The 21681-nt window shown below is 74.8% G+C and carries 17 protein-coding genes and 1 pseudogene; 12 read left to right on the forward strand and 6 right to left on the reverse strand.

What is annotated here, in order from left to right:
* The first annotated feature begins 88 nt into the window (after nucleotides 1–88).
* Nucleotides 89–355 (forward strand): hypothetical protein, encoded by a 267-nt coding sequence (locus AC230_RS21410; protein WP_049717942.1) that lies wholly within the window; start codon nucleotides 89–91, stop codon nucleotides 353–355.
* On the opposite strand, the gene AC230_RS21415 is transcribed toward AC230_RS21410, so the two are convergent.
* Both AC230_RS21415 and AC230_RS21420 read right to left on the reverse strand, forming a co-directional pair.
* Nucleotides 356–2413 (reverse strand): phosphocholine-specific phospholipase C, encoded by a 2058-nt coding sequence (locus AC230_RS21415; RefSeq protein WP_049717943.1) that lies wholly within the window; start codon nucleotides 2411–2413, stop codon nucleotides 356–358.
* 173 nt (nucleotides 2414–2586) lie between these two features.
* A complete protein-coding gene (locus AC230_RS21420; RefSeq protein WP_049717944.1) occupies nucleotides 2587–3198 on the reverse strand; it encodes a TetR family transcriptional regulator in 612 nt (203 codons plus the stop codon).
* 69 nt (nucleotides 3199–3267) lie between these two features.
* On the opposite strand from AC230_RS21420, the gene AC230_RS21425 reads away from it, so the two are divergent.
* Nucleotides 3268–4092, forward strand: coding sequence for a class I SAM-dependent methyltransferase (locus tag AC230_RS21425; RefSeq protein ID WP_078871467.1), 825 nt, complete (start codon nucleotides 3268–3270; stop codon nucleotides 4090–4092).
* A 161-nt stretch (nucleotides 4093–4253) separates the two neighbouring features.
* Nucleotides 4254–4988: an HNH endonuclease family protein gene (locus AC230_RS21430; RefSeq protein WP_049717946.1), complete on the forward strand. Its 735-nt coding sequence runs from the start codon at nucleotides 4254–4256 to the stop codon at nucleotides 4986–4988.
* 35 nt (nucleotides 4989–5023) lie between these two features.
* Here the strand turns inward: AC230_RS21430 and AC230_RS21435 are convergent, their stop codons facing one another.
* Nucleotides 5024–6781, reverse strand: coding sequence for a hydroxysqualene dehydroxylase (locus tag AC230_RS21435; protein ID WP_049717947.1), 1758 nt, complete (start codon nucleotides 6779–6781; stop codon nucleotides 5024–5026).
* Between the two features lie 219 nt (nucleotides 6782–7000).
* On the opposite strand from AC230_RS21435, the gene AC230_RS21440 reads away from it, so the two are divergent.
* Complete coding sequence (locus AC230_RS21440; RefSeq protein ID WP_049717948.1) at nucleotides 7001–7444, forward strand: VOC family protein; 444 nt, start codon at nucleotides 7001–7003, stop codon at nucleotides 7442–7444.
* A gap of 11 nt (nucleotides 7445–7455) precedes the next feature.
* Here the strand turns inward: AC230_RS21440 and AC230_RS21445 are convergent, their stop codons facing one another.
* The gene (locus tag AC230_RS21445; protein ID WP_049717949.1) at nucleotides 7456–8562 is read right to left on the reverse strand and encodes a PP2C family protein-serine/threonine phosphatase; all 1107 of its coding nucleotides are present in this window, start codon (nucleotides 8560–8562) and stop codon (nucleotides 7456–7458) included.
* A gap of 138 nt (nucleotides 8563–8700) precedes the next feature.
* On the opposite strand from AC230_RS21445, the gene AC230_RS21450 reads away from it, so the two are divergent.
* Complete coding sequence (locus AC230_RS21450) at nucleotides 8701–9240, forward strand: MerR family transcriptional regulator (protein ID WP_049717950.1); 540 nt, start codon at nucleotides 8701–8703, stop codon at nucleotides 9238–9240.
* Here AC230_RS21450 and asnB read toward each other — a convergent pair.
* A complete protein-coding gene (gene asnB, locus AC230_RS21455; RefSeq protein WP_049718070.1) occupies nucleotides 9227–11044 on the reverse strand; it encodes an asparagine synthase (glutamine-hydrolyzing) in 1818 nt (605 codons plus the stop codon). The two genes, AC230_RS21450 and asnB, sit on opposite strands and share 14 nt — an antisense overlap.
* Nucleotides 11045–11307: 263 nt before the next feature.
* Here asnB and AC230_RS21460 point away from each other — a divergent pair, with 263 nt between their 5' ends.
* From AC230_RS21460 to AC230_RS21480, 6 genes and pseudogenes are all read left to right on the forward strand, one after another.
* Nucleotides 11308–12582 carry an MFS transporter gene (locus tag AC230_RS21460; RefSeq protein ID WP_049717951.1) on the forward strand — a complete coding sequence of 425 codons (1275 nt, stop codon included), beginning with the start codon at nucleotides 11308–11310 and terminating at the stop codon, nucleotides 12580–12582.
* A gap of 169 nt (nucleotides 12583–12751) precedes the next feature.
* Nucleotides 12752–13516 (forward strand): annotated as a pseudogene (locus AC230_RS33920) (ABC transporter transmembrane domain-containing protein); the annotation flags it as partial.
* A gap of 281 nt (nucleotides 13517–13797) precedes the next feature.
* Nucleotides 13798–14478 (forward strand): ABC transporter ATP-binding protein, encoded by a 681-nt coding sequence (locus AC230_RS33925; RefSeq protein WP_241833334.1) that lies wholly within the window; start codon nucleotides 13798–13800, stop codon nucleotides 14476–14478.
* The gene (locus AC230_RS21470) at nucleotides 14475–16265 is read left to right on the forward strand and encodes an ABC transporter ATP-binding protein (RefSeq protein WP_049717952.1); all 1791 of its coding nucleotides are present in this window, start codon (nucleotides 14475–14477) and stop codon (nucleotides 16263–16265) included. Before AC230_RS33925 ends, AC230_RS21470 begins: the two co-directional genes overlap by 4 nt.
* A 171-nt stretch (nucleotides 16266–16436) precedes the next feature.
* Nucleotides 16437–17570, forward strand: coding sequence for an FAD-dependent oxidoreductase (locus AC230_RS21475; RefSeq protein ID WP_053161321.1), 1134 nt, complete (start codon nucleotides 16437–16439; stop codon nucleotides 17568–17570).
* Complete coding sequence (locus AC230_RS21480) at nucleotides 17567–18265, forward strand: alpha/beta fold hydrolase (protein WP_049717953.1); 699 nt, start codon at nucleotides 17567–17569, stop codon at nucleotides 18263–18265. Before AC230_RS21475 ends, AC230_RS21480 begins: the two co-directional genes overlap by 4 nt.
* Nucleotides 18266–18339: 74 nt before the next feature.
* Here AC230_RS21480 and AC230_RS21485 read toward each other — a convergent pair whose 3' ends face one another.
* Entirely contained in the window at nucleotides 18340–20208 is a 1869-nt protein-coding gene (locus tag AC230_RS21485; protein WP_241833321.1) for an AMP-binding protein, read from the reverse strand.
* 193 nt (nucleotides 20209–20401) lie between these two features.
* Between AC230_RS21485 and AC230_RS21490 the strand changes: the two genes are divergently transcribed.
* Nucleotides 20402–21673: a DegT/DnrJ/EryC1/StrS aminotransferase family protein gene (locus AC230_RS21490; RefSeq protein ID WP_049717954.1), complete on the forward strand. Its 1272-nt coding sequence runs from the start codon at nucleotides 20402–20404 to the stop codon at nucleotides 21671–21673.
* The last annotated feature ends 8 nt before the right edge of the window (nucleotides 21674–21681 follow it).

The following is a 21681-nucleotide window of genomic DNA, read 5'->3' on the forward strand; positions in this document are numbered from 1 at the left end:
TTCCGGTCGGGGCCGGGGGAGGCGTCCGCCACCCGGTACGGGAGTTGCGGCCCGTGAAGAAGGCCATGCATGAGGGGGAGAACCGGTCATGGGGTACGACGAGCATCCCGGCTTCCTCGCCCTGTCCGCCCGGCTGACCGGGCGGGGCGAGGACGAGCTGCGGGCGACCGGGCTGGTGGCGCGTCACCACGCCACGACGCTGGCCCGCGCGGGCCGGGCGGCGGTGGGCCGTTTCGTCGACGACCTCGCCGCCGCCGGCGGGGATCCCGGCCGGCTGGCCGCGCCGGAGTCGCGCGAACTCGCCCGTGCCGTCACGCATCTGTGGCGCACGGGCCGCTGGCCGGGGGAGGGCTGACTAGGGCCGGCCGAGGGCGGGGTCGCTCACGCCCGGGGCCCCGGTCTCCACATGCCCGGCGAAGCCGCGCCGGAAGGCGGGATCCTCCCGCGAGGTCACCGTCACGTCGTACCAGCGCCCGGCGGCGCGCGGGCGCACCGTGTGCCGTACGGCGGCGCCCGCGCCCACCGTCAGGGTCTCGGCCGGGGCGCCGTAGGCACAGGTCACCGTCAGACGACGGGCCTCCGGGCCGGGGTTGGCCAGCGTCAGCACCAGCCCGCCGGTGGCCGCGTCATGACGGGCCGTCACCTCGGGGCCGGTGCTCCTCCCTTCGCCGCGGAAGGTCCGGAAGAACCCGTTCGGGCCGTGCACGGTCAGGTCGTAGACGCCGTGCGAGTACGCCGTGTTCCAGGTGTCCTCGATCCGCCGGCCGGCCCCGGCGGTGTAGGTCCACGGCCCGTCCGTCCGGTTGCCCGAGGTGACCAGGAACTGCGCGCCCGCGTCGGGGCCGCCGCCGAAGGCCAGGGTGATCCGGCCCGTGGCGGGGGCCGTCGTGGCGTCGGTGAACGGGGCGTAGCGCAGCGGCCGGGCGGGGCGGGTGCCCGGCTCCTGGCGGGGCAGGGCGCCGACGGCGGGTGGCCTGGGGACGTAGTCGGGGTGACGTGTGCGGTCCGGCGGCTCGTACCCGGCCGTGGACGGCAGCGAGGCCGGTGCCGTGTGCGCCCGGCTGAAGTCGAAGGCCGAGGTCAGGTCGCCGCACACGGCCCGCCGCCAGGGCGAGATGTTCGGCTCGCGCACGCCGAAGCGGTGCTCCATGAAGCGGATGACGGAGGTGTGGTCGAAGACCTCGGAGCACACGTAACCGCCGGTGCTCCAGGGCGAGACGACCAGCATCGGCACGCGCTGGCCGAGCCCGTAGGGGCCCGCCACGTGCCCGAGGTCCCCCTTGAAGAGGTCGGCCGTCACGTCCGCGGTGGAGCGGCCCCGGTCCGCGTTCGCGGGCGGGAACGGGGGGACGACATGGTCGAAGAAGCCGTCGTTCTCGTCGTAGGTGATGAACAGCACCGTCCGGCTCCACACCTCGGGGTCGGAGGTGAGCGCGTCCAGCACCTGCGCGATGTACCAGGCGCCGTAGTTGACCGGCCAGTTGGGGTGCTCGCTGAACGCCTCGGGGGCGGCGATCCAGGAGATCTGCGGCAGCCGGCGGGCCTTCACGTCGGCTCTGAGCACGTCGAAGAGTCCCTCGCCGCGCTTGGCGTGCGTGCCGGTGCGGGCCTTCTCGTACAGCGGGTCGCCGGGCTTCGCGCCGCGGAACGCGTCGAAGTACAGCAGCGAGTTGTCGCCGTAGTTGCCGATGTACGGGTCGCCCGTCCAGCCCCAGTGGCCCGCGGCGTCCAGGCCGTCGCCCGCGTCCTGGTAGACCTTCCAGGACACGCCCGCCTTCTCCAGGCGCTCGGGGTACGTCGTCCAGCCATAGCCCTTCTCCTCGTTGCCCAGGACCGGGCCGCCGCCCTTGCCGTCGTTGCCGGTGTATCCGGTCCACAGGTAGTAGCGGTTGGGGTCGGTGGAGCCGATGAACGAGCAGTGGTAGGCGTCGCACACCGTGAACGCGTCGGCGAGCGCGTAGTGGAAGGGGATGTCCTCGCGCGTGAGGTACGCCATGGTGGTGGCGGTCTTGGCGGGCACCCACCGGTCGTACCTGCCGCCGTTGAAGGCGCGCTGCCCGCCGGCCCAGTCGTGGTTGAGGTCCTGGATGAACTGCATCCCCAGGTTGTCCGCCTCGGGCCGGAACGGCAGCACCTCGCGGGCGCCGTCCGGCTGGTGCCACACCGGCTTTCCCGTCGGCAGCGTCACCGGGTGCGGGTCGCCGAAGCCGCGCACACCCCTCAGCGCCCCGAAGTAGTGGTCGAAGGACCGGTTCTCCTGCATCAGGACGACGATGTGCTCGACGTCGCGGACGCTGCCGGTGCGCCGGCGGGCGGGGATGGCGGCGGCGTGGTCGATGCTCTGCGACAGGGCGGCGAAGGCGGCCGTCCCGCCGGCGAGCCGGAGGAAGCGCCGGCGGTCGATCTCTCCCATGGGCAAGGTGACCTCTGTGGTGTCGGGGGACGGAAGCGGAAGAAGCGCCCCCAGGACAGCGGGACATGCCGAAGGGGCAGTGGCCTCACTGTGACGCCGGACGGTACGGGAGGGGAACAGGGAGTTTCGGCCCGTCGCTCAGGCGCGCCCCGCCGCGGCGGGGCCGCACCTCGTCACGGCCCCGCGCGCTCTTCCCGCCGGCGCAGGGCGCCCGCGACGACCGCCGTCACGGCCTGGCGGACGTCCTCGGCCCGTGGCGGGGTGCCCGTGCGGTCGGCGAAGAGCAGGTGGCCGGTGCCGACGAGGGCGGGTGCGAGGACGGCGACGTCGGCGTCCGCGGCGAGGCGGCCCGCGTCCCGCTCGGCGGCGAGGTAGCCGGCGAGCACGGCCGTGGCCTCCGTGAGCAGCGGGATGCCGGCCGGGGTGACCGCGCGCAGCCGGGCGCGCAGGCCGTCGCGGGAGGTGACGAGGCCGACGATCGCCACGGCGACCGACTCGAACAGCGTCGTGAGCGCGTCGGTGAGGTTGCCGGCCACGGTGCCGGTGCCGGTGGCCGCGCGCAGGGCGGCGGCCAGGTCGTCGAGGCGGGCGACGCGGTCCCGCACGAGCTCGGCGAGGAAGGCGTCGAAGTCGGGGAAGTGCCGGTGCAGTACGCCCTTGGCGCAGCCCGCCTCGGTGGTGACCGCCCGGCTGGTGAGGGCGTCGGGCCCGTCGCGGAGCAGGACGCGCTCGGCGGCGGTGAACAGTTGGCGGCGCGGGTCGCGGATGGCCACTCCGGTCGGCACAGGTCTCCCTCATGTCGTCTGCGGTGCCCGGTCGTTGACGAGTGGGCACCTGTCCATCATAGTGGGCGCATGCCCACGATACCTCCGGACCGGACCCCGCCGTCCGGCCGTTCCCCCGAAGCGTCCCATCAACAGCGGGACATGGCCGAGTCGTTCGGCTCCGACGCCGAACGCTACGACCGCGCCCGGCCGCGCTACCCCGACGCCCTGATCGAGCGGATCGTCGCGGGCAGCCCCGGCCCCGCCGTCCTCGACGTCGGCTGCGGCACCGGCATCGCCGCCCGGCAGTTCCGGGCGGCGGGCTGCACGGTCCTCGGCGTCGACGCCGACGCGCGCATGGCCGCGTTCGCCCGCCGCGCCGGGCTGGAGACCGAGGTGGCGCCCTTCGAGACCTGGGACGCCCGCGGCCGGGTGTTCGACGCGGTCGTCGCCGCCCAGACCTGGCACTGGATCGACCCCGTCGCCGGAGCGGCCAGGGCCGCCGCGGTCCTGCGGCCCGGCGGCCGGCTCGCCGCCCTCTGGAACGTCTTCCGGCCGTCGCCCCGCGTGGCGGAGGCCTTCGCCGCCGTCCACCGCCGCGTCGTCCCCGACGCCCCCCTCAACCCCTGGACCGCAACAGCCCCCGACGCCCTCCTCGACAGGGCCGCCGACGGCATGCGCCGCGCCGGCGCCTTCGGTGCGCCGGAACGCTGGTGCGTCCCGTGGGAGCGCCCGTACACCCGCGCGCAGTGGCTCGACCAGCTCCCCACGAGCGGTCTCACGGCCCGGCTCTCCCCGGCCGCCCTGGAGGAACTGCTCGCCGCCACCGGGGCGGCCGTCGATGCCATGGGGGGCTCCTTCACGATGCGTTACGAGGCGATCGCGGTCACCGCCGTACGAACCGGCGCACCCTGACCCGGCGTTGACCGCCCCCGCCCAACTCCATCCGGCGGATACCGAGTTGCCGGACGCTCTTGCTACACAGGAGGTGACCCCCCGCGGCCGATGTGACCTTTCCGGCCGCATAAGTGATCATTTACGGGTCGCACCGTTCCGTTCCACCGAAGTGAGGCCCCGTGAAATCCCGTACCCCCGGTGTCGTGTGCACCGCCGCGCTGCTCGCCGTCGTCGTGACGGGATGCTCGGGGTCCCAGGACGACAAGGCCGGCGGCGGCGCGCCCGCCGGGACCGCCCGGGCGGCGCTGGACACCCTGGCCGTCAAGGCGCCCGCGTCCAAGGCCGGTTACGACCGCGAGGGCAAGTTCGGCCGGGCCTGGTCCGACAAGACCGACGCCCCCGGCTCCGGGAACCGCTGCGACACCCGCAACGACATCCTGGCCCGCGACCTCGTCGGCGCCCGCAACGACGGCTCCTCGGCCTGCGTCATCGCCTCCGGCACCCTCGACGACCCCTACACCGGCCGGAAGATACGGTTCAAGCGCGGCACCGGCACGTCCTCCGCCGTGCAGATCGACCACGTCGTCGCCCTCGGCCAGGCATGGGTCTCCGGCGCGCAGAAGATCGGCCAGCGGAAGCGCGAGGCGCTGGCCAACGACCCGCTCAACCTGATAGCGGCCGACGGGCCGGCCAACGGACAGAAGTCCGACCAGGACGCCTCCAGGTGGCTGCCGAAGAACACCGCGTTCCAGTGCGCCTACGTGGCCCGCCAGATCGCCGTGAAGAAGAAGTACGGACTCACGGTCAACCCGGGGGAGAAGGACGCGATGGCCCGCGTCCTGAAGACCTGCCCCAACGAGAAGCTCCCGGCCGACGGCGCCGCCGGCGTGGCCCTCAAGCCCGTCGGGAAGTAGCCCCGGCCCACGGCCCGCCCGGCCGGACCGCCGGATCACCGCCCGGTGTCCAGCAGATGCGGCAGACCCAGCCGCCAGCGCTCCTTGTCCACCGCTCTGGCCAGGGCGAACTCGGGTGCCTCGTAGCCCTTGAAGGTGCGCACCCCGGCCCCGTCCGCGCCGCCCGCCGCCGCCAGCACACCGGCGGCGGCCCGGCGGCCCGCCTCGTTCGCCGTCTCCATCGTCGCGAAGTCGACGTTGCTGTACGTGCGCACCCAGTCCCCGGCCAGGAAGAGGTTGCCGACCGCGGTCACGGCCTCCGGGCGCAGGTCCCAGGAGCCGGTGGTGTTCATCAGGAACGGGTCGTCGTTGCGCAGTCCGTCGGCGCCCTCGGAGATCGCCTCGTCCAGGTACCAGGAGTGCAGCGACGAGTCGGGCAGGACGGCGGCCCCGAGGTGCGCCCGCAGCTGCGCCCACACCTCGCGGGCGACCTCGGCGCGCGTGCACTGCCGGGCCGGCCTGCCGTAGAGGACGCCCGGGGTGTCCCAGTCCGAGACGACCACCGACAGCGACTCCCGGGCCAGTCCGTCGCCCCACGTCCGCTCGAAGGGGGCGCGCCACAGCTTGGACTGGTCGATCGAGACCAGCTTCCAGGGCGAGTCGACGTGGGCGACATGACCGGCGATGACGTCCGCCGGACGGCGCAGGAAGAACTGCACGCCGCTGCACCACGTCTGCTGGAGCCCGTCCATCGCCGCCAGCCGGGGGTCGGCCGCACGCAGCGCCGGGTTCCACAGCCGCACGGCGCGGTCGGACGGCACGGCGACGACGAACCAGTCGGCGTCGACGCGTTCGGTCCCGCCGCGGGCGGTGCGCGTGGCCGCCCAGGCGACGCGGCCCCGCTGCGGCTCCAGCCGCTCGACGGCGCTGCCGAAGACGAAGCGCACGCCGAGCGCGCGCAGATGGTCCACCCAGGGGTCGATCCACGCCTCGCTGGTGGGCCCGTCGAGGACGGCGTCGGCGGGGCCGTCGGTGCCGCGCCCGAGGGCGTCGTAGAGCAGGGCCTCGTACCCCTGGCCGCAGGTGCGGCTGCTGGCGGTCGCAGGACGCAGCGCCTGGAGCAACTGGACGTTGCCGCCCAGCACTTGCTGGTACTCCCGCGACATCCGCCCGGCGCGGATGAAGTCCCACCACGGGACGTACTCCCACTGCCCGAACAGGCGCTCGCGGCAGCTGGTGAAGAGGATCACGAGCTGCCGGGCGTAGAACAGGGTCTCCCCGGGCGGGAGCGCGAACGCCTCCTCCAGCGCGCCGGCGAGCGAGCGCACCAGCAGCCCGGGGTCGGACAGGGCCGCGGTCCACGGCCGCAGGGGGAGGGTGACGGAGCGGCGGCCGCCGGCGCGGGCGAACTCGACCCGGTCGACGGCCACGAGGTTGCCGTGCACCGTCCCGCCGCCGGCGAGCGGGATGCGCCGGAGCGTGTCCGGGAGGTTGTGGTAGAAGCCGAAGACGGCGCGGAGGCCGTGCTCGCCGGGCAGGCCGCGGCGGCCGCCGGTGCCGCTGTGCGGGACGTACAGCGAGCGCGACTTGCCGCCGGCGACGGAGCGGCGCTCGTGGACCGTCACCTCGAAGCCGCGCTCGGCCAGTTCGTGCGCGGCCGTCAGCCCGGCGACCCCCGCGCCGAAGACCGCCACCCGCCGCCCGCCGCCTTCCGCGGCCCGCGCGCGCCGGGGGCGGGCCAGCCCCAGCCCGGCCGCCCCGCCCGCCAGCACCGCGCGCCGCGGGATCCCCGTCTCCTCCGCTGCCTCGGCCATGTCCCCTCCACCCCTGCGGCCGCCGTGGTCGCCACGACGCTACGGGCGGCTCCGGCCGGCCGGGACGGCGTCGGCGGCGGGTCCACCGAAGGGGTGGCGCGGGCGGGTGGGGCGCGGCCGCAAACGGCCCCGTTCGGGGAGACCTAGGCCCGGCGGCTGACGCGCGGTGCAGGCTTATGCCGGAAGAGGCTGATGAGGCTGGTGTGACAAGGTGGACGCATGACACACACCTGGCCCGACCATCTCGCCGTGGGCGCCGTCCGGTTCGCCCGCCCCACCGCCAACTACGCGGCCGTCCTGGCCTTTTACGGTGACGACCTGGGCCTGCCGGTGCTCGCCTCCTTCCGCGGCCACGCGGGCTACGACGGCGTCGTCTTCGGCCTGCCCGGCACGCCCGTCCAGATGGAGATCACCCAGCACGGCACCCCGCCGCACATCCCCGACCCCGACCCCGAGAACCAGCTGGTGCTCTACCTGCGCGGGACCGCGGCGCGCGACACCGCCGCGCGCCGGATGCAGGAGCGCGGACACCGCCCCGTCGAGGCGGCCAACCCCTACTGGACCGAACACGGCGCGGTGCTGTTCGAGGACCCGGACGGCTGGGTCGTGGTGCTCGCGCCCTGGGTGTTCGGCGAGGACCCGGCGCCCGCGGCCGGCGCCTGACGCGGACGCCGTCAGCCGCGGCGCTCGACCGCCACGACGGCCACGTCGTCCCCCAGCGCCCCGCCCGCGTGCGCCAGCAGGTCGTCGTGGATGCGGCGCACCAGCCGCCGGGGGTCGGTCTCCCGCCAGGAGGTGACCCGCTCGACCAGCGGGTAGAAGCGCCCCCGCGCGTCGCGGGTCTCCACGGCGCCGTCCGTGTACAGCAGCAGGAGGTCGCCGGGGCGGTAGGCGAAGGTCTCGGCCGCGTAGTCGTCCTCCGTCACGTCCGCCCCGCCCAGCCCCAGGGGCAGCGCCGGGTCCGTGACCGCCAGCGGGGTGGCGTTCCCGTCGCGCAGCAGCAGCGGCGGGAGGTGGCCGCAGTTGATCAGCCCGAGCACGGGCTCGTCGTCGGGGATCTCCAGGACCGCGGCCGTCACGAACGCCTCGGAGGCCTCCGGCCCCGCCTGCGGGTCCGCCGCGTCCCAGTACACGGTGTTGTGCAGGTGCGCCACCAGCCGGGGCAGCGGCGGGACGCGGTGGGCGGCCGCCCGGAAGGCGCCCAGCAGCAGCGCGGCGTCCCCCACGGCCGTCAGCCCCTTGCCGCGCACGTCGCCGATGATCAGCCGGGTGCTCCGCCGGGCCCGCGCGGCCGCGTACAGGTCGCCGCCGATCCGCGCCTCCTCCTCGGCGGCCGCGTAGAAGGACGCGATGCGCAGCGGCCCGCTGTGCGCCGGCAGCGGGCGCAGCAGCACGGACTGGGCCACGTCGGCCACCGAGCGCACCCGGACGAGCTCCCGGCGGTGGCGCTCGTGGACGCGGCGGAAGACGACGATGAACACGGAGATCACCAGGAGGGCGGCGATCTGCGCCTCGTGGTTGGAGGTGGTCAGCCCGCCGTGGAAGACCGCGATCACGACCTGGGCGGCCACGGCCAGCGCCCCGACGCAGCCGGTGGCGAACGGGCCCGCGAACGTGGCCGTGATCGCGGGGGCGACGACCAGCAGGGGGCCCAGGTGGATGTCGGGCCCGGTCAGCAGGTCCACCACCGTGATCACCACGACCAGGCCGACGGGCACGGCCGCCAGCGCGGGGTGGTGCCGGATCTCCCCGAATCCGGATGTTCGGTGCGTACGGCGCATGTCTCCTGCTTACCCTCCCGGCGGACCGGGTGCCCGTCCGGGGAGCGGGACGGGCCGGCCGCCGGGCGGGCCCCGGGGCGGCCCGATCCGCAACGCCCGCCCTTGCCGCTGCCGGGCCGTGTCCCGCAGGATCTCCCTATGATCTCGAACTCGGAGCGGAACGACGCCGGGACCGGATCGCCGGCCGCGGCCCCCGTGGTCATCGGCGAGGCGGGCAAACGCTTCGGCCTGAGCGTGGCCACCTTGCGCTACTGGGAGGAACGCGGGCTGATCCAGCCGACCGAGCGGCGCGGCGGGCGGCGGTTCTACGGGCCCGAGCAGCTGCACCGCATAGGCCTGGTGCAGATGTGGCGCGAGACGGGGCTGATGAGCCTGGACGAGATCGCGGTCGCCCTGGCCGGGGAGTCGGCGGAGCGGGACTGGCGGGAGGCGGTGCAGGGCCGCATCGACGCCATCCAGGAGCAGGTCGCCCGGCTGACCATGGCCAAGGAGCACCTCGAACACCTCCTGAGCTGCCCCTGCGACGACCCCGCCGCGGAGTGCACCTATCTGAGCCGGGTGGTGACCGAGCGGATGCGCGGCAACCGGATCACCCCCGCCGACCTCCACGAGCGGCCGCCGCACGGCCGCGACCGGGGGACCGGCCGCGGCCCGCGCGGCCGCGTCAGCGCAGGCTGACCCGGTAGACGCGCAGCCACTCGGCGATCTGCAGCAGCGTCGCGAAGGTGTCCGCCGTCCGCCACACCCCCCGCGGCGGGGCGCCGTCCCGCAGCAGGGCGTCCACGGCGGGCCGGTCGAGCAGGGGCGTCAACGGCGAGGCGGGCGAGGCGAGTTCGTCCCTCAGCTCGGTGCGCAGCGCGGCCTCGTAGCCGGGGTGGACGTTGACGGGGAAGGACGTCTTGCGCCGGCGCAGGACCTCCTCCGGCACGGCGCCGGCCATGGCGTCGCACAGCAGGCCCTTGACCCGGCCGTCCGGCGTCTTGAAGTGCCAGGGCACGTTCCACAGGTAGCCGACCAGGCGGTGGTCGCAAAAGGGGACGCGGACCTCCAGCCCCGTGCGCATGCTCATCCGGTCCTTGAAGTCGAGCATGAGGGTGAGCCAGCGGGTGAGGTTGAGGTGGAAGAGCTCCCGGGCGCGCGCCCCGGCGGGGTCCTCGCCGCACAGCCGGGGCACCTCGGCCAGCGCCCGCTCGTAGTCGTCGACCAGGTGGTGCTCCACCCGCCGGCGCAGCCCGGGTTCGAGGACGGCGGCGAGCGCCGAGGGCAGGGACGCCCACGGGTGGGCGCGGGCCGCGCGGGCCGCGTCGGAGTGGAACCAGGCGTAGCCGCCCAGCGACTCGTCCGCCGACTCACCGGAGAGCGCGACCGTGACCTCCTCCCGGACGGCGCGGAACATCAGGTACTGGGCGGCGTTGATGTCCGCGAACCCGGGCAGGTCCCGGGCGCGCAGCACCTCCGAGCGGTGCCGCACCACCTCCTCGGTGCTCAGCACGATCGCGGTGTGCTTGGTCCGCAGCCGCTCGGCCACCAGGCGGGCGTACGCGTCGTCCTGTTCGGGACGGGTGGCGTCCGGGGTGAAGTACCGCTCCTCGTCCTCGAACCCGACCGAGTAGGTGGCGACCGGGCCCGCGTACCGCCGGTGCAGGGAGTCGGTGGCCAGCGCGGTGACCGTGCTGGAGTCGAGGCCGCCGGAGAGCAGCGTGCCGACGGGCACGTCGGAGACGAGCTGGCGCTCGACGGTGTCGGTGAGGATGTCGCGCACGGTGCGCACGGTCGTCGGGTAGTCGTCGGGGTGCTCGTGGCTCTCCAGCCGCCAGTAGGGGCGTTCGGCGCAGCCGCCGGCGCCGGCCAGGACGTAGTGGCCGGGGCGGACGGCGCGGATGCCGCGGAAGACCTCGCGGGCGGGCGTCTGGGCGAAGGTGAGCATCTCGGCCAGGCCGTCGGGGCCGACCTCGGGGCGGGCCAGGGGATGGGCCAGGATCGTCTTGAGGTCGGAACCGAAGATCAGGCCGCCGTCGTAGGCGAGGTAGTGCAGCGGCTTGACGCCGAGCCGGTCGCGGGCGAGCAGCAGGGTGTGCCGGCCGGGATCCCAGATGCCGAAGGCGAACATGCCGTTGAGGCGGTCGAGGCAGCCCTCGCCCCACTCCAGGTACGCGCGCAGCAGCACCTCGGTGTCGGAGCGGGTGCGGAAGCGGTGCCCCCGGTCGCGCAACCGCCCGCGCAGCTCGCGGAAGTTGTAGACCTCGCCGCTGAAGGTGATCACGCAGGGCTCCTCGGCGCCGCGGGCCGCCCGCATCGGCTGGGCGCCGCCCTCGATGTCGATGACGGCGAGCCGGCGGTGGCCGAGGGCCGCGTGCTCCGACAGCCAGGTGCCGCCGGCGTCCGGGCCGCGCGGGACGAGGGTCCGCGTCATGTCGTCGAGCACCCGCCGCTCCGCGCCGAGGTCGCGCCGCCAGTCGGCCCATCCTGCGATGCCGCACATGTCCATCACTTCCTCGTGCCGGGGCTGTGGGGGGAGGGATCCCTTCCGGCCCCGGGCCCCGGAGCCGGAAGGGTCCATTCCTGCGGAGGCTCGCACCTCAAGTCGGCTTGACCGCAAGCGGTACTCACCCGATCGGGACAGGGCAAAACGCGCCCTTGACCTCAAGCCGCCTTGAGGTGGCAGGCTTATTGCCAAGGAAAATCAGTTGCAAGTCATCCGCAACAGGCCCCGTGCCACAGCGTCAGGCCAGGAGGAACGTCCCGGTGACCCGCGCCCGCACCACCACCCTCCTGGCCGCCCTCTACCTCGTCCAGGACATCGCGTACTCCTTCTTCTTCCTGGCCCTGGTGGTGATCCTCCGCCGGCGCGGCGTCTCCCTCGAACAACTGGCCCTGGTCAACCTGCTCGGCCTCGCCTGGGCCGGCAAGTTCCTCCTCGCCCCGCTCGTCGACCGCTTCGGGCTGCCCCGCCTCGGCCACTACCGCTCCTGGCTCCTCGCCACCCAACTCGTCACCGTCGCCGCCCTGCTGAGCCTCATCCCGCTCGACCCGGCCGGGCACCTGCCGCTCGTGCTCGCCGTCATGACCGTCGTCCTGCTCGCCTCCGGCGCCCACGAGGTGGCCATCGGCGGACTCGCCGTCCGCCTCCTGCCGCCCGGCTCCCGCGGTGTGGCCGGCGCCCTCCAGACCGCCGCCATCAGCATCAGCATGGTCATCGGCTCCAGCGGCTCCCTGCTGCTGTACGAGCACGCCGGCTGGGGCGTCGCGCTCGCCGTCCTCGCCGCGGTCTTCGCCCTCCCGCTCGCCCTGCTCCTGCGCTTCCCCGAACCCCCCGCCCCCGCCCGGCCGTTCGCGCCCGGACGGGCCGGCGCCGCCCACGGCCTGCTCTCCTTCCCCCGCCGCCCCGGCGCGGCCCGCTGGATGCTCCTCGTCATCCCGCTCTACACCTGCGGCGTCTACGTCGCCGAGGCCGTCGTCCCCACCATGCTCGTCGACGCCCACTGGTCGCTCTCCCGCATCGCGCTCGTGCAGGGCACCCTCGGCGGCCTGGCCGCCACGGCCGCGGCCCTCGGCGCCGGAGTGGTCACCGCCCGCGTCGGCCGCGGCACGGCCCTCCTCCTCTTCGGCCTCGCCCAGTCCTGCGCCCTGCTCGGCCTGCTGCCCCTCGCCGGGGGCGGTGACACCCGCGCCCTGGCCGGCGCGTCGGCCGCCCTCCTCACCACCGCCGTCGTCGTCGCCGTCCAGGCCCTCAACACGGCCGCCAGCACCGCCGTCTACACCATCGCCATGGACCTCTCCCGCCCCGGCACCGCGGCCACCGACTTCGCCGTCCAGGTCGCCGTCCTGGGCATCCTGCGGCTCGCCGCCAACTCCACCGGCCTCGCCCTCGCCGGCCTCCTCGGCTACCTCCCCCTGATCGCGGCGTCCTCGGCGGCGGCCGCCGCCGGGGCCCTCGCCGCGGCCGGCTGGGCCCGCACCCACCACCCCCGGCTCGCCGCCGCCGCGGCCCCGGCCGACAACCGCCCCGCAACGGTCTGAACGGCGCACCGCGCCGGACACCCGGCGCCCGAGAAACGAAGGAAACGAACACGACGTGACCACGACCGCCCAGGAACAGCCCGTCCGCACCGACGCCCCCGCGCCACCGGTCCGGCCGACGGGCGCCCCCACGACGGGCCGGCTGGTACGGACCGGAGCGGCCGCCCGCATGCTGCGCCCCGTCCGCGGACGGCTGATCACCGCCGCCCTGCTCTCCGGGCTCGGCGCCGCCGCCGGCCTCGCGCCCTACATCGCCGTCGCCGAACTCGCCCGCACCCTCCTCCTCCACGGCACCGGGCACTCCGCCACGGTGTGGACCTGGGTCGCCGTCGGCGCCGCCGGAGCCCTCGTCCGCCTCCTCGCCGGCGCCCTCGGCAACGACCTCGGCCACTACGCCGACGCCGAGATGCAGCACGGCATCCGCTCCCGGCTCGTCCGCCACCTCGGCACCCTGCCGCTCGGCTGGTTCCGCGACGCGGGCGCCACCGAGGTCCGCAAGGCCCTCACCGACGACATCGAGGAGATGCACCACCTCATCGCCCACGCCGTCGGCGAGACCGCCGCCGCCCTCACCGTCGTGCTCGCCGGCCTCGGCTACCTCTTCTCCGTGGACTGGCGCATGGCCCTGATCACCGCCGCCGTCCCCGCCCTCATGGCCGCCTCCTACCGGCTGTCCATGCGCTCCGTCACCGCCCACGTCCGCCGGCTCACCGCCGCCGAACGCAAGGTCGCCGCCGCCACCGTCGAGTACGCCGACGGCATCGCCGTCGTCAAGACCTTCGGCACCGAGGGCGGCATCCTGCGCCGCTTCTCCGACGCGGTCGACGAGCAGACCGAGGCCCTGCGCGTCTGGGTCGCCGAGACCCGCCACAGCTCCGCCGCCGGCCGCGTCCTGCTCTCCGAGGTCACCGTGCTGGCCGTGGTCCTCGCCGCCGGCACCGCCTTCGTCTCCGCCGGCACGCTGACCGTCACCGACCTGCTGCCCTTCCTCGTCGTCGGCATCGGCCTGCCCACCCCGGTCCTCCCCGTCATCCAGAGCTCGCAGACCCTCCGCAAGGCGCGCATGGCCGCGGCCCACCTGGAGGACCTGCTCGCCGTCCCCCCGCTCCCCGAACCCGCCGAACCCCGCCTCCCCGACGGCGCCGCCCTCGAACTCGACCACGTCACCTTCTCCTACGACGGCGTCCGCAACGCCCTCGACGACGTCTCCCTCGTCTGCCGCCCGGCACCACCACCGCCGTCGTCGGCCCCTCCGGCTCCGGCAAGACCACCCTCGCCATGCTCCTGCCCCGCTTCCACGACGTCACCTCCGGTGCCATCCGCCTCGGCGGCACCGACGTACGCGCCATCCCCACAAGCCAGTTGCTCTCCCGCATGTCCCTCGTCTTCCAGGACGTCGTGCTGCTGCGCGACACCGTCCGCGAGAACATCCGCGTCGGCCGCCCCGACGCCACCGACGAACAGGTCCGCGAGGCCGCCCGCGCCGCCCGCGTCGACGACGTCGTCGCCCGCCTCCCGCACGGCTACGACACCGTCCTCGGCGACCGCACCGCCCAGCTCTCCGGCGGCGAGCGCCAGCGCCTGACCATCGCCCGCGCCATCCTCTCCGACGCCCCCGTCGTCGTCCTCGACGAGGCCACCGCCGCCATCGACCCCGACAACGAGGCCGCCGTCCAGGAAGCCCTCTCCCGGCTCACCGCCGGCAAGACCCTCGTCGTCATCGCCCACCGCCTGCGCACCATCGCCGACGCCGACACCATCGTCGTCCTCGACCACGGACGCGTCGCCGAGACCGGCACCCACGCCGAACTCCTCGCCCGCGACGGCCGCTACGCCCGCATGTGGCGCGCCCAGCGGGCCGGGGAACAGGCCGCCGCCCAGGGGAGGACCGCGTGATCCGCCGACTGCTCCGGCTCTGGCCGCACCGCGGCATCCTCGTCCGCCTCGGCCTCCTGCACGTCACCCTCTCCGTCCTCCAGGGCCTCCTCCTCGCCCTGCTCGTCCCCGTCCTCCACGCCCTCGTCGCCGGCCCGCCCGACCTGGCCGCCGCCCGCCCCTGGCTGATCACCGGCGCGATCGGCACCCTCGTCTACTGGGCCCTGACGGTCCACGCCACCCCCGTCGGCTTCGCCGCCAGCATGCGGCTCACCGCCGACGCGCGGCGCCGGCTCATGGAACACGTCACCACCCTGCCGCTCGGCTGGTTCGGCTCCGCCAACAAGGCCCGCCTGACCCGCACCGTCGTCACCGCCACCGGCGACCTCGGCCGCCTCGTCGCCCAGCTCGGCCCCCAGGCCGTCTCCGCCACCGTCGTCCCCGCCACCCTCGTCGTCGTCATCGGCCTCCTCGACTGGCGGCTCGGCATCGTCTTCCTCGTCACCGCGCCGCTCGCCGTCCTCGCCCTGCGCCGCTCCGGACGCATCGCCGCCGAGACCGACACCGAGATGGACCGGGCCGCCACCGAGGTCTCCGGCCGCGCCGTCGAACTAGGCCAGGCCCAGCACGTGCTGCGCGCCGCCGGCCAGGGCGCCTCCGGCGGCGCCCGGCTGCGCGAGGCGCTCGACGAGCACCGCGCCGGCTACCGGCGGGCCCTGCGCCGCTCCCTGCTGCCCGGACTCGGCTACGTCGGCGTCGTGATGGCCGCGTTCGTCGTCGTCCTCGCCCTCGGGGCGCGCTTCCTGCTCGACGGCAGCCTCGCCGCCCCCGACGCCGTCGCCCTCCTCGTCCTCTCCGTGCGCTACCTGGAGTCGCTCGGCTCGCTCGGCGGACTCGTCGGAGGGATCCGCGCCATCGAGAACGCGCTGGTGCGCGTCGAGACCCTGCTGGCCACCCCCGCCCTGCCGCGGCCCGCCCGGCCGGTGCGCGAACTCGCCCACAGCGGCATCGAGTTCGACGGCGTCACCTTCGCCTACGGCGCCCCAGGCGAAGGGACGGGCGGCGAGGGGACGGGCGGGGCGGCACAGGACGCGCGGCCCGCGCTCTGCGACGTCTCCTTCCAGTGCCCGCCCGGCTCCACGACCGCCCTCGTCGGCCCCTCCGGCTCCGGCAAGACCACCGTCACGCGCCTGGTCGCCCGCTTCCACGACGTCGACGCCGGCAGCGTCCGGGTCGGCGGCACCGACGTGCGCGACCTGGACCACGACACGCTCATGCGCTCCCTGGCCATCGTCTTCCAGGACGTCCACCTCTTCGACGGAACCATCGAGGAGAACGTCCGCATGGCCCGGCCCGGCGCCACCGACGCCGAGTTCGCCGCGGCCGCCCGCGCCGCCTGCCTCGACGAGGTCATCGCACGGCTGCCGGACGGACCGCACAGCCGCGTCGGCGAGGGCGGCGCCCTGCTCTCCGGCGGCGAGCGCCAACGCGTCTCCATCGCCCGGGCGTTCCTCAAGCAGGCCCGCATCGTCCTGCTGGACGAGGCCAGTTCGGCCCTCGACCCCGAGAACGAGGGCGCCGTCCAGCGGGCCGTCGCCAACCTGTGCGCCGACCCCGACCGCACCGTCGTCGTCATCGCCCACCGCCCCGCCACCCTCGCCGCCGCCGACCGCGTCATCGCCCTGGACGGCGGCCGCGTCGTCGAGAGCGGACCCATGGACGAACTCCTGCGCGGCGACGGCGTCTTCGCCCGCCTGTGGCGGGGCTACGAGGAGGCCCGCGGCTGGCGCGTGGCCACACACGGCTGACCGCCCGGTCCTCCCCTCCGCCGGCCCCGGGGGCTCCGCCCCGGGGCCGTGCCGTGCGCGGGGCGCGCGCGTGGAGCGCGATATTCCCCTCACCTGGTACTACGGGGATGTAAACCCCTCTATACCTTTCAGCCAGTACGTTCGCCGCCTTCCGGGTGCCAGGGTGGGGACGTGACCGAGAAGCGACGCACGGCCGAGATCGCGGGGGCCGGATTCGCCGGCCTGACCCTGGCCGCCGAACTCGCCCGCCGCGGATGGCGGGTCCGCGTGCACGAACGGGCCCCCGAACCCCGCGCCTTCGGGGCGGGCATCTTCCTCTGGGAGAACGGACTGCGCGTCCTGGCCGAACTCGGCGCCCTCGACGCCGTCCTGGCCGACAGCCACGAGGCGCCCCACTGGCAGGAACGCGACTCCGACGGCGCCCTCATCGGCACCCGCCCCCTCCCGCTCCCCGGCGGACTGCGCATGATCACCCTGACGCGGCAGACCCTGCACACCGCCCTCCACGAGGCGGCGCGCGCCCACGGCGCCGAAATCGTCGCCGGATCCCGGGTCCTGGGCGCCCACCCCGACGGAGCACTGCGCACGGAGGACGGCTGGATCCACGCGGCCGACCTCGTGGCCGGCGCGGACGGCATCCGCTCCGCCGTCCGCACCGCCCTCGGACTCGACGGCGAGCACCGGGAGTTCCCGGTCGGCCTCTACCGCTTCCTGGTCCCGCTGGACCGCGCGCCCGGCACCGACGGCCAGTGGCGCGACTACGTCAACTACTGGAACACCGAACTGTCCCGGCGCGTCCTCTACGTGCCCTGCGACAGCCGCCACCTGTACCTGCTGATCAGCGCCGTCGACGGCGACGCCGCCCTGCGCGCGCCCCTCGACCCGCGGGTCTGGTGCGAGAGCTTCCCGGTCCTCGGACCGCTCCTCGCCCACCTGCCCGCGCACCCGCGCTTCGACCGCTACGAACTGATCCGGCCGGCCCGCTGGTCCGCCGGGAGCGCCGCGCTCATCGGCGACGCGGCGCACGCCATGCCACCGACCATCGGCCAGGGCGCGGGCACCGCGATGCTCAACGCCCTCGACCTGGCCCGCGCCGTGGCGGACGCCGCCGACGTTCCCGCCGCCCTCCGGGCGTGGGAGACGGCGAACCGCCCGGCCACCGAGCGGACTCAGGACGAGTCCCTCACCGCGCTGCGGGGGCTCTTCCCGCGCACCGGGGAACGCCGGGACGAAGCGTGGACCGAGGGGACGCTGAGCGCCGCCCGTGCCGTACCGAGCAACGGACAACAGGGGGAACCGGGATGACCGAGAAACTGCACATCGAGGAGTGGGGAAGCGGGGAGAAGACCGCCGTGCTGCTGCACGGCATCATGGGCAGCTCGCGCACCTGGTGGGAGCTCGGGCCGGCGCTCGCCGCCCGCGGCTACCGGGTGCTCGCCCCGGACCTGGCCGGCCACGGCAAGAGCCCGCGGCGCGACCGCTACAGCCGGGAGTCCTGGGCCGACGACCTGCTCGACAACCTGCCGACCCGGCCCGACGTCGCCATCGGCCACTCGCTCGGCGGCACGCTCCTGGCCATGATCGCCGACCGGCTCAAGCCGGCCCGCGCGGTCTACGAGGACCCGTCCTGGTACGTGACCGAGGGCGGCTTCGGCAAGGTCATGATCTGGATGCGCGAGATGAAGAACTGGACCCTGGACGACCTGCGGAGGGCCTCGCCCCACTGGTCCCAGGGCTCCTACGACGCGCGCCTGGCCGAACTGGCCGACTGGGACACGGAGACGACGCACATGGACTACCTGGAGACGGCCTACATCCCGGTCGTCCCGCTCGTCCCGTCCCTCGTCGTCGTCCCCGACCCCAGCCAGATCATGACCCCGGAGCACGCGGCCGAGTTCGCCCACGCCGGCTTCGAGATCCGCAAGCTGCCGGGCCTGACGCACAACGTCCACGTGGACGACTTCCCGCGCTACCTGGCCGCCCTGGAGGGCTGGATCTGACCGGCGCGGGACCCGCGAGGGTCGGTTCCACCGGCGTCCCGCCGGCCCACCGGGCCGGCGGGACGCCGCGCGTCCTACCGGGCCGCCGCCCGCCTCCGCAGCGCCGCCTTGTCGACCTTGCCGATGCCCAGGTACGGCAACCCGTCCACCACCTCCAGCCGTTCGGGCAGCTTGAAGCCGGCCAGGCCGCGGGACCGGAGGAAGGCCCGGACGTCCTCCAGGTCCAACGACCGCCCCGCGCACGGGACCACGTACAGACAGACGATCTCGCCGAAGCGCGGGTGCGGCGCCGCGACCGCCGCCGCGGCGGCTACCGCCGGGTGCTCGGCCGCCAGCAGGTCCAGCTCCGCGGCCGGGATCTTCTCACCGCCCCGGTTGACGACGTCCCGCGTGCGCCCCTCCACGACCAGCGCCCCGGAGGGATGGACGCGGACCAGGTCGCCCGTGCGGTAGAAGCCGTCGGTGGTGAACGCGGAGGCGTCCGCCGCCGGATCGCCGAGGTAGCCGGCGACCGTGTACGGGCCGCGGGTCAGCAGCTCGCCCACACCGCCGTCCGCCACCGGCGCGCCCTCGTCGTCCAGGACGAGGATCTCGTCGGCGGGGGAGAGGGGCCGGCCCTGGGTGCCGAGGACGACCTCGTCGGGGTCGTCGAGCGCGGTGTAGCACAGCAGGCCCTCGCTCATCCCGTAGCACTGCTGCACCCGGCAGCCCAGCGCCTCCGGGATCCGCTCGATCTGCCGCGGGTGCGGCCGGGCGCCGCCGACCTGGAGCACCCGCAGGCTGCTCAGGTCGGGCGTGCCCGGCTCGGACGCCGCCTCCGCCCACCGCTCGGCGAGCGCGGGCACCAGCGTCGTATGGGTCACGCCCTCACGCTCGATCAGCTCGAACGCGGCCGCCGGCTCGGCCGAACCGCCCAGGACGACCGTCCCGCCCGCGCTCAGCGTCCCCAGCACCCCGGGACAGCCGAGGACGAAGCCGTGGGTGGCGGGCATCACCGCCAGATAGATCGCGTCCGGGCCCACCCCGGCCACCGCCGGCGTGTGCCGCAACTGGTGGCCGTACGCCTCGTGGAGGCGCGGGATGACCTTCGGCCGGCCCGTGGTGCCGTTGGACAGCAGGCACACCGCCGGATCCCCGGGCCCGGCCGGCTCACCCTCCCCGCCGGCCTCGTACGGCCCGTCCGGGGGCGCGCACAGCGCCGTCAGGTCGACGGTGTCGGCCGCGTCCTCGGGCCGCCCGCCGGTCACCAGCAGGGCCATCGGCCCCTCCGGTCCCGGGTGGCCGTCGCGCAGCGCACGGCCCAGCGCCAGGTGGTCGAAGCGCGCGTGCCGGCGCGGCAGCGCGAGCGCGGCGGGACGCGTGACGGAGACGATGTGCTCCAGCTCGAACGCGCGCAGCGTCACCGGCGTGAGCACCGGCGGGGCGCCGAGCCGCGACAGCGCCAGGGTGAGCACCACCAGCTCGACGCCGTTGGGGAGCTGGACGACCACCGGACTGCCGCGCCGGACGCCGAGCGCGGCCAGCCGCCGCGCGGCCGCGCCGACGGCCGCGGCCAACTCCCCGTGCGTGAGCCGCCGTTCCCCGCACACCAGCGCCGGGGCACCGGGCCGCGACGCGGCGTGCGCCAGGACGATCTCGTCGATCCGCTCCGCCCGCCACAGCCCCTCACGGCGGTAGCGCTCCGCCCGCTCCCCGGCGATCACCGGCCACCGGCGCGGCGCCGCGCGGCTGATGAGCGCGTCGAGCTCCGCGAGCGTGAAGTCGTGCTTGTCCCACAGGTCCACCTCGACGCCGAAGCGCTTGCGGAGCGCGGTCTCCAGCTCCACGGTCTCGGTGGAGTCCAGCGCCAGATGGGCGCGGAGCAGGCGGTCCGGGAGCAACTCCTCCTCGTCCACCCCGATTTCCCGCAGGATGGTGCGTATCCCGTCCACGGATCCGTCCACGGCGACGCCCTCCCTCTCACCTTTCGCTCACCGTAGCGCGCCGACGGCCCGTGTTCTTTACATCACTGGTCGTAGAACCCACAGCATCCAACGGCCAGTAGCCGCGCGGTACACCCGGCAGGACGATTCCGGGGACGGTGTGAAAGGCACACCGCGCTTCGGGGGAAGTGTCGTCAAAATGCCCTCACGGACCATGCCACCACGATTCGCCGTGCCGTATCCGACGCGCGGCAGCGTCCTCGGCGAGGAGGAACTGGAAGCCCTGTCGGACGTCGTCAGGTCACAGCTCCCGCTGTCCGCCGGCACCCACCGCGAAGCCTTCGAGGAGGGCTTCCGCCGGCTCGTGGGCAGCCGCCACGCGCTGTCCGTCACCAGCGGCACCGTCGCGCTGGCCCTCGCCGTCAACCTGCTCGACCTGCGGCCGGGCGACGAGGTGATCGCCACGCCGCAGACGTACAAGGCCACCGTCCAGCCGCTGCTCGACCGGCAGGTGCGCGTGCGTTTCTGCGACGTCGAACCGCATTCCCTCAACGCCGATCCGGCGAGCGTCGAATCCCTGGTGACCGACCGGACCCGGGCGATCCTGCTCGTCCATTACGGCGGACTCCCCGCCGACATGGAATCCGTCATGCGCATCGCCCGCCCGCGCGGCATCGTGGTCGTCGAGGACTGCGCGCACGCCCTCGGCGCCCTCCACCACGGCCGGCGCCCCGGCGCCCTCGCCGACATCGGCTGTTTCAGCTTCCATTCCAGCAAGAACATCACCACCCTCGGCGAGGGCGGCATGGTGACGCTGCGGGACGACGCCTGGGCCGAACGGCTCGACCGCATGCGCTCCAACGAGTCCGACGCGGCGTTCGTCCCCGCCCCGCGCCGCCTCGCCGACGGCGACGACCCGTTCCCCTGGATGCTGCACCCCGGCAACTCCTACACGCACGCCTGCGTCGAGGTCCGCCACGCCGGGACCAACGCCACGCTCTCCGAGGCGGGCGCCGCCGTCGGACTCGTCCAACTCGGCCGCCTGGACGCCCTCGTGGCCCGGCGCCGCGCCATCGCCGCCCGGATCACCGCCGTCCTGGAGCGCTACCCCTTCGTCCGCGTCGTCCGCGAACCGGAAGGCGTGCGCAACGCCTACCACCTGTACACCTTCTTCCTCGACCCGGCGTGCGGCGTCAGCCGCAACGCCTTCGTCGAACGGCTCGTCGCCACCGGCGTGGAGATGCAGCTGCGCTACTTCCCCCTGCACCTGCTGCCCGAGTGGCGGGCCCGAGGGCACGGCCCCGGCGAATGCCCGGTGGCCGAACGGATGTGGTTCGAGCGGCAGGTCAACCTCCCCTGCCAGCCCGGCCTTTCGGACGAGCACGTCGACCGGCTGCTGGCCGCGCTGGAGACCGTCCTCGACGAGACCGCCCGCGGCCGCCCGCCCGCCGGCCCCGCCCCCGTACCGATGCGGATCCCCCACTGACCCCCGAG

The organism is Streptomyces caatingaensis, assembly GCF_001187435.1.
Classification (GTDB): domain Bacteria; phylum Actinomycetota; class Actinomycetes; order Streptomycetales; family Streptomycetaceae; genus Streptomyces; species Streptomyces caatingaensis.

Excerpts from the sequence above, each read along its gene's own strand:
- AC230_RS21410 (WP_049717942.1), top strand. The coding sequence starts at position 89 with ATGGGGTACGACGAGCATCCCGGCTTCCTCGCCCTGTCCGCCCGGCTG.
- AC230_RS21415 (WP_049717943.1), bottom strand. The coding sequence starts at position 2,413 with ATGGGAGAGATCGACCGCCGGCGCTTCCTCCGGCTCGCCGGCGGGACG.
- AC230_RS21425 (WP_078871467.1), top strand. The coding sequence starts at position 3,268 with ATGCCCACGATACCTCCGGACCGGACCCCGCCGTCCGGCCGTTCCCCC.
- AC230_RS21435 (WP_049717947.1), bottom strand. The coding sequence starts at position 6,781 with ATGGCCGAGGCAGCGGAGGAGACGGGGATCCCGCGGCGCGCGGTGCTG.
- AC230_RS21440 (WP_049717948.1), top strand. The coding sequence starts at position 7,001 with ATGACACACACCTGGCCCGACCATCTCGCCGTGGGCGCCGTCCGGTTC.
- AC230_RS21445 (WP_049717949.1), bottom strand. The coding sequence starts at position 8,562 with ATGCGCCGTACGCACCGAACATCCGGATTCGGGGAGATCCGGCACCAC.
- AC230_RS21450 (WP_049717950.1), top strand. The coding sequence starts at position 8,701 with ATGATCTCGAACTCGGAGCGGAACGACGCCGGGACCGGATCGCCGGCC.
- asnB (WP_049718070.1), bottom strand. The coding sequence starts at position 11,044 with ATGTGCGGCATCGCAGGATGGGCCGACTGGCGGCGCGACCTCGGCGCG.
- AC230_RS21480 (WP_049717953.1), top strand. The coding sequence starts at position 17,567 with ATGACCGAGAAACTGCACATCGAGGAGTGGGGAAGCGGGGAGAAGACC.
- AC230_RS21490 (WP_049717954.1), top strand. The coding sequence starts at position 20,402 with ATGCCACCACGATTCGCCGTGCCGTATCCGACGCGCGGCAGCGTCCTC.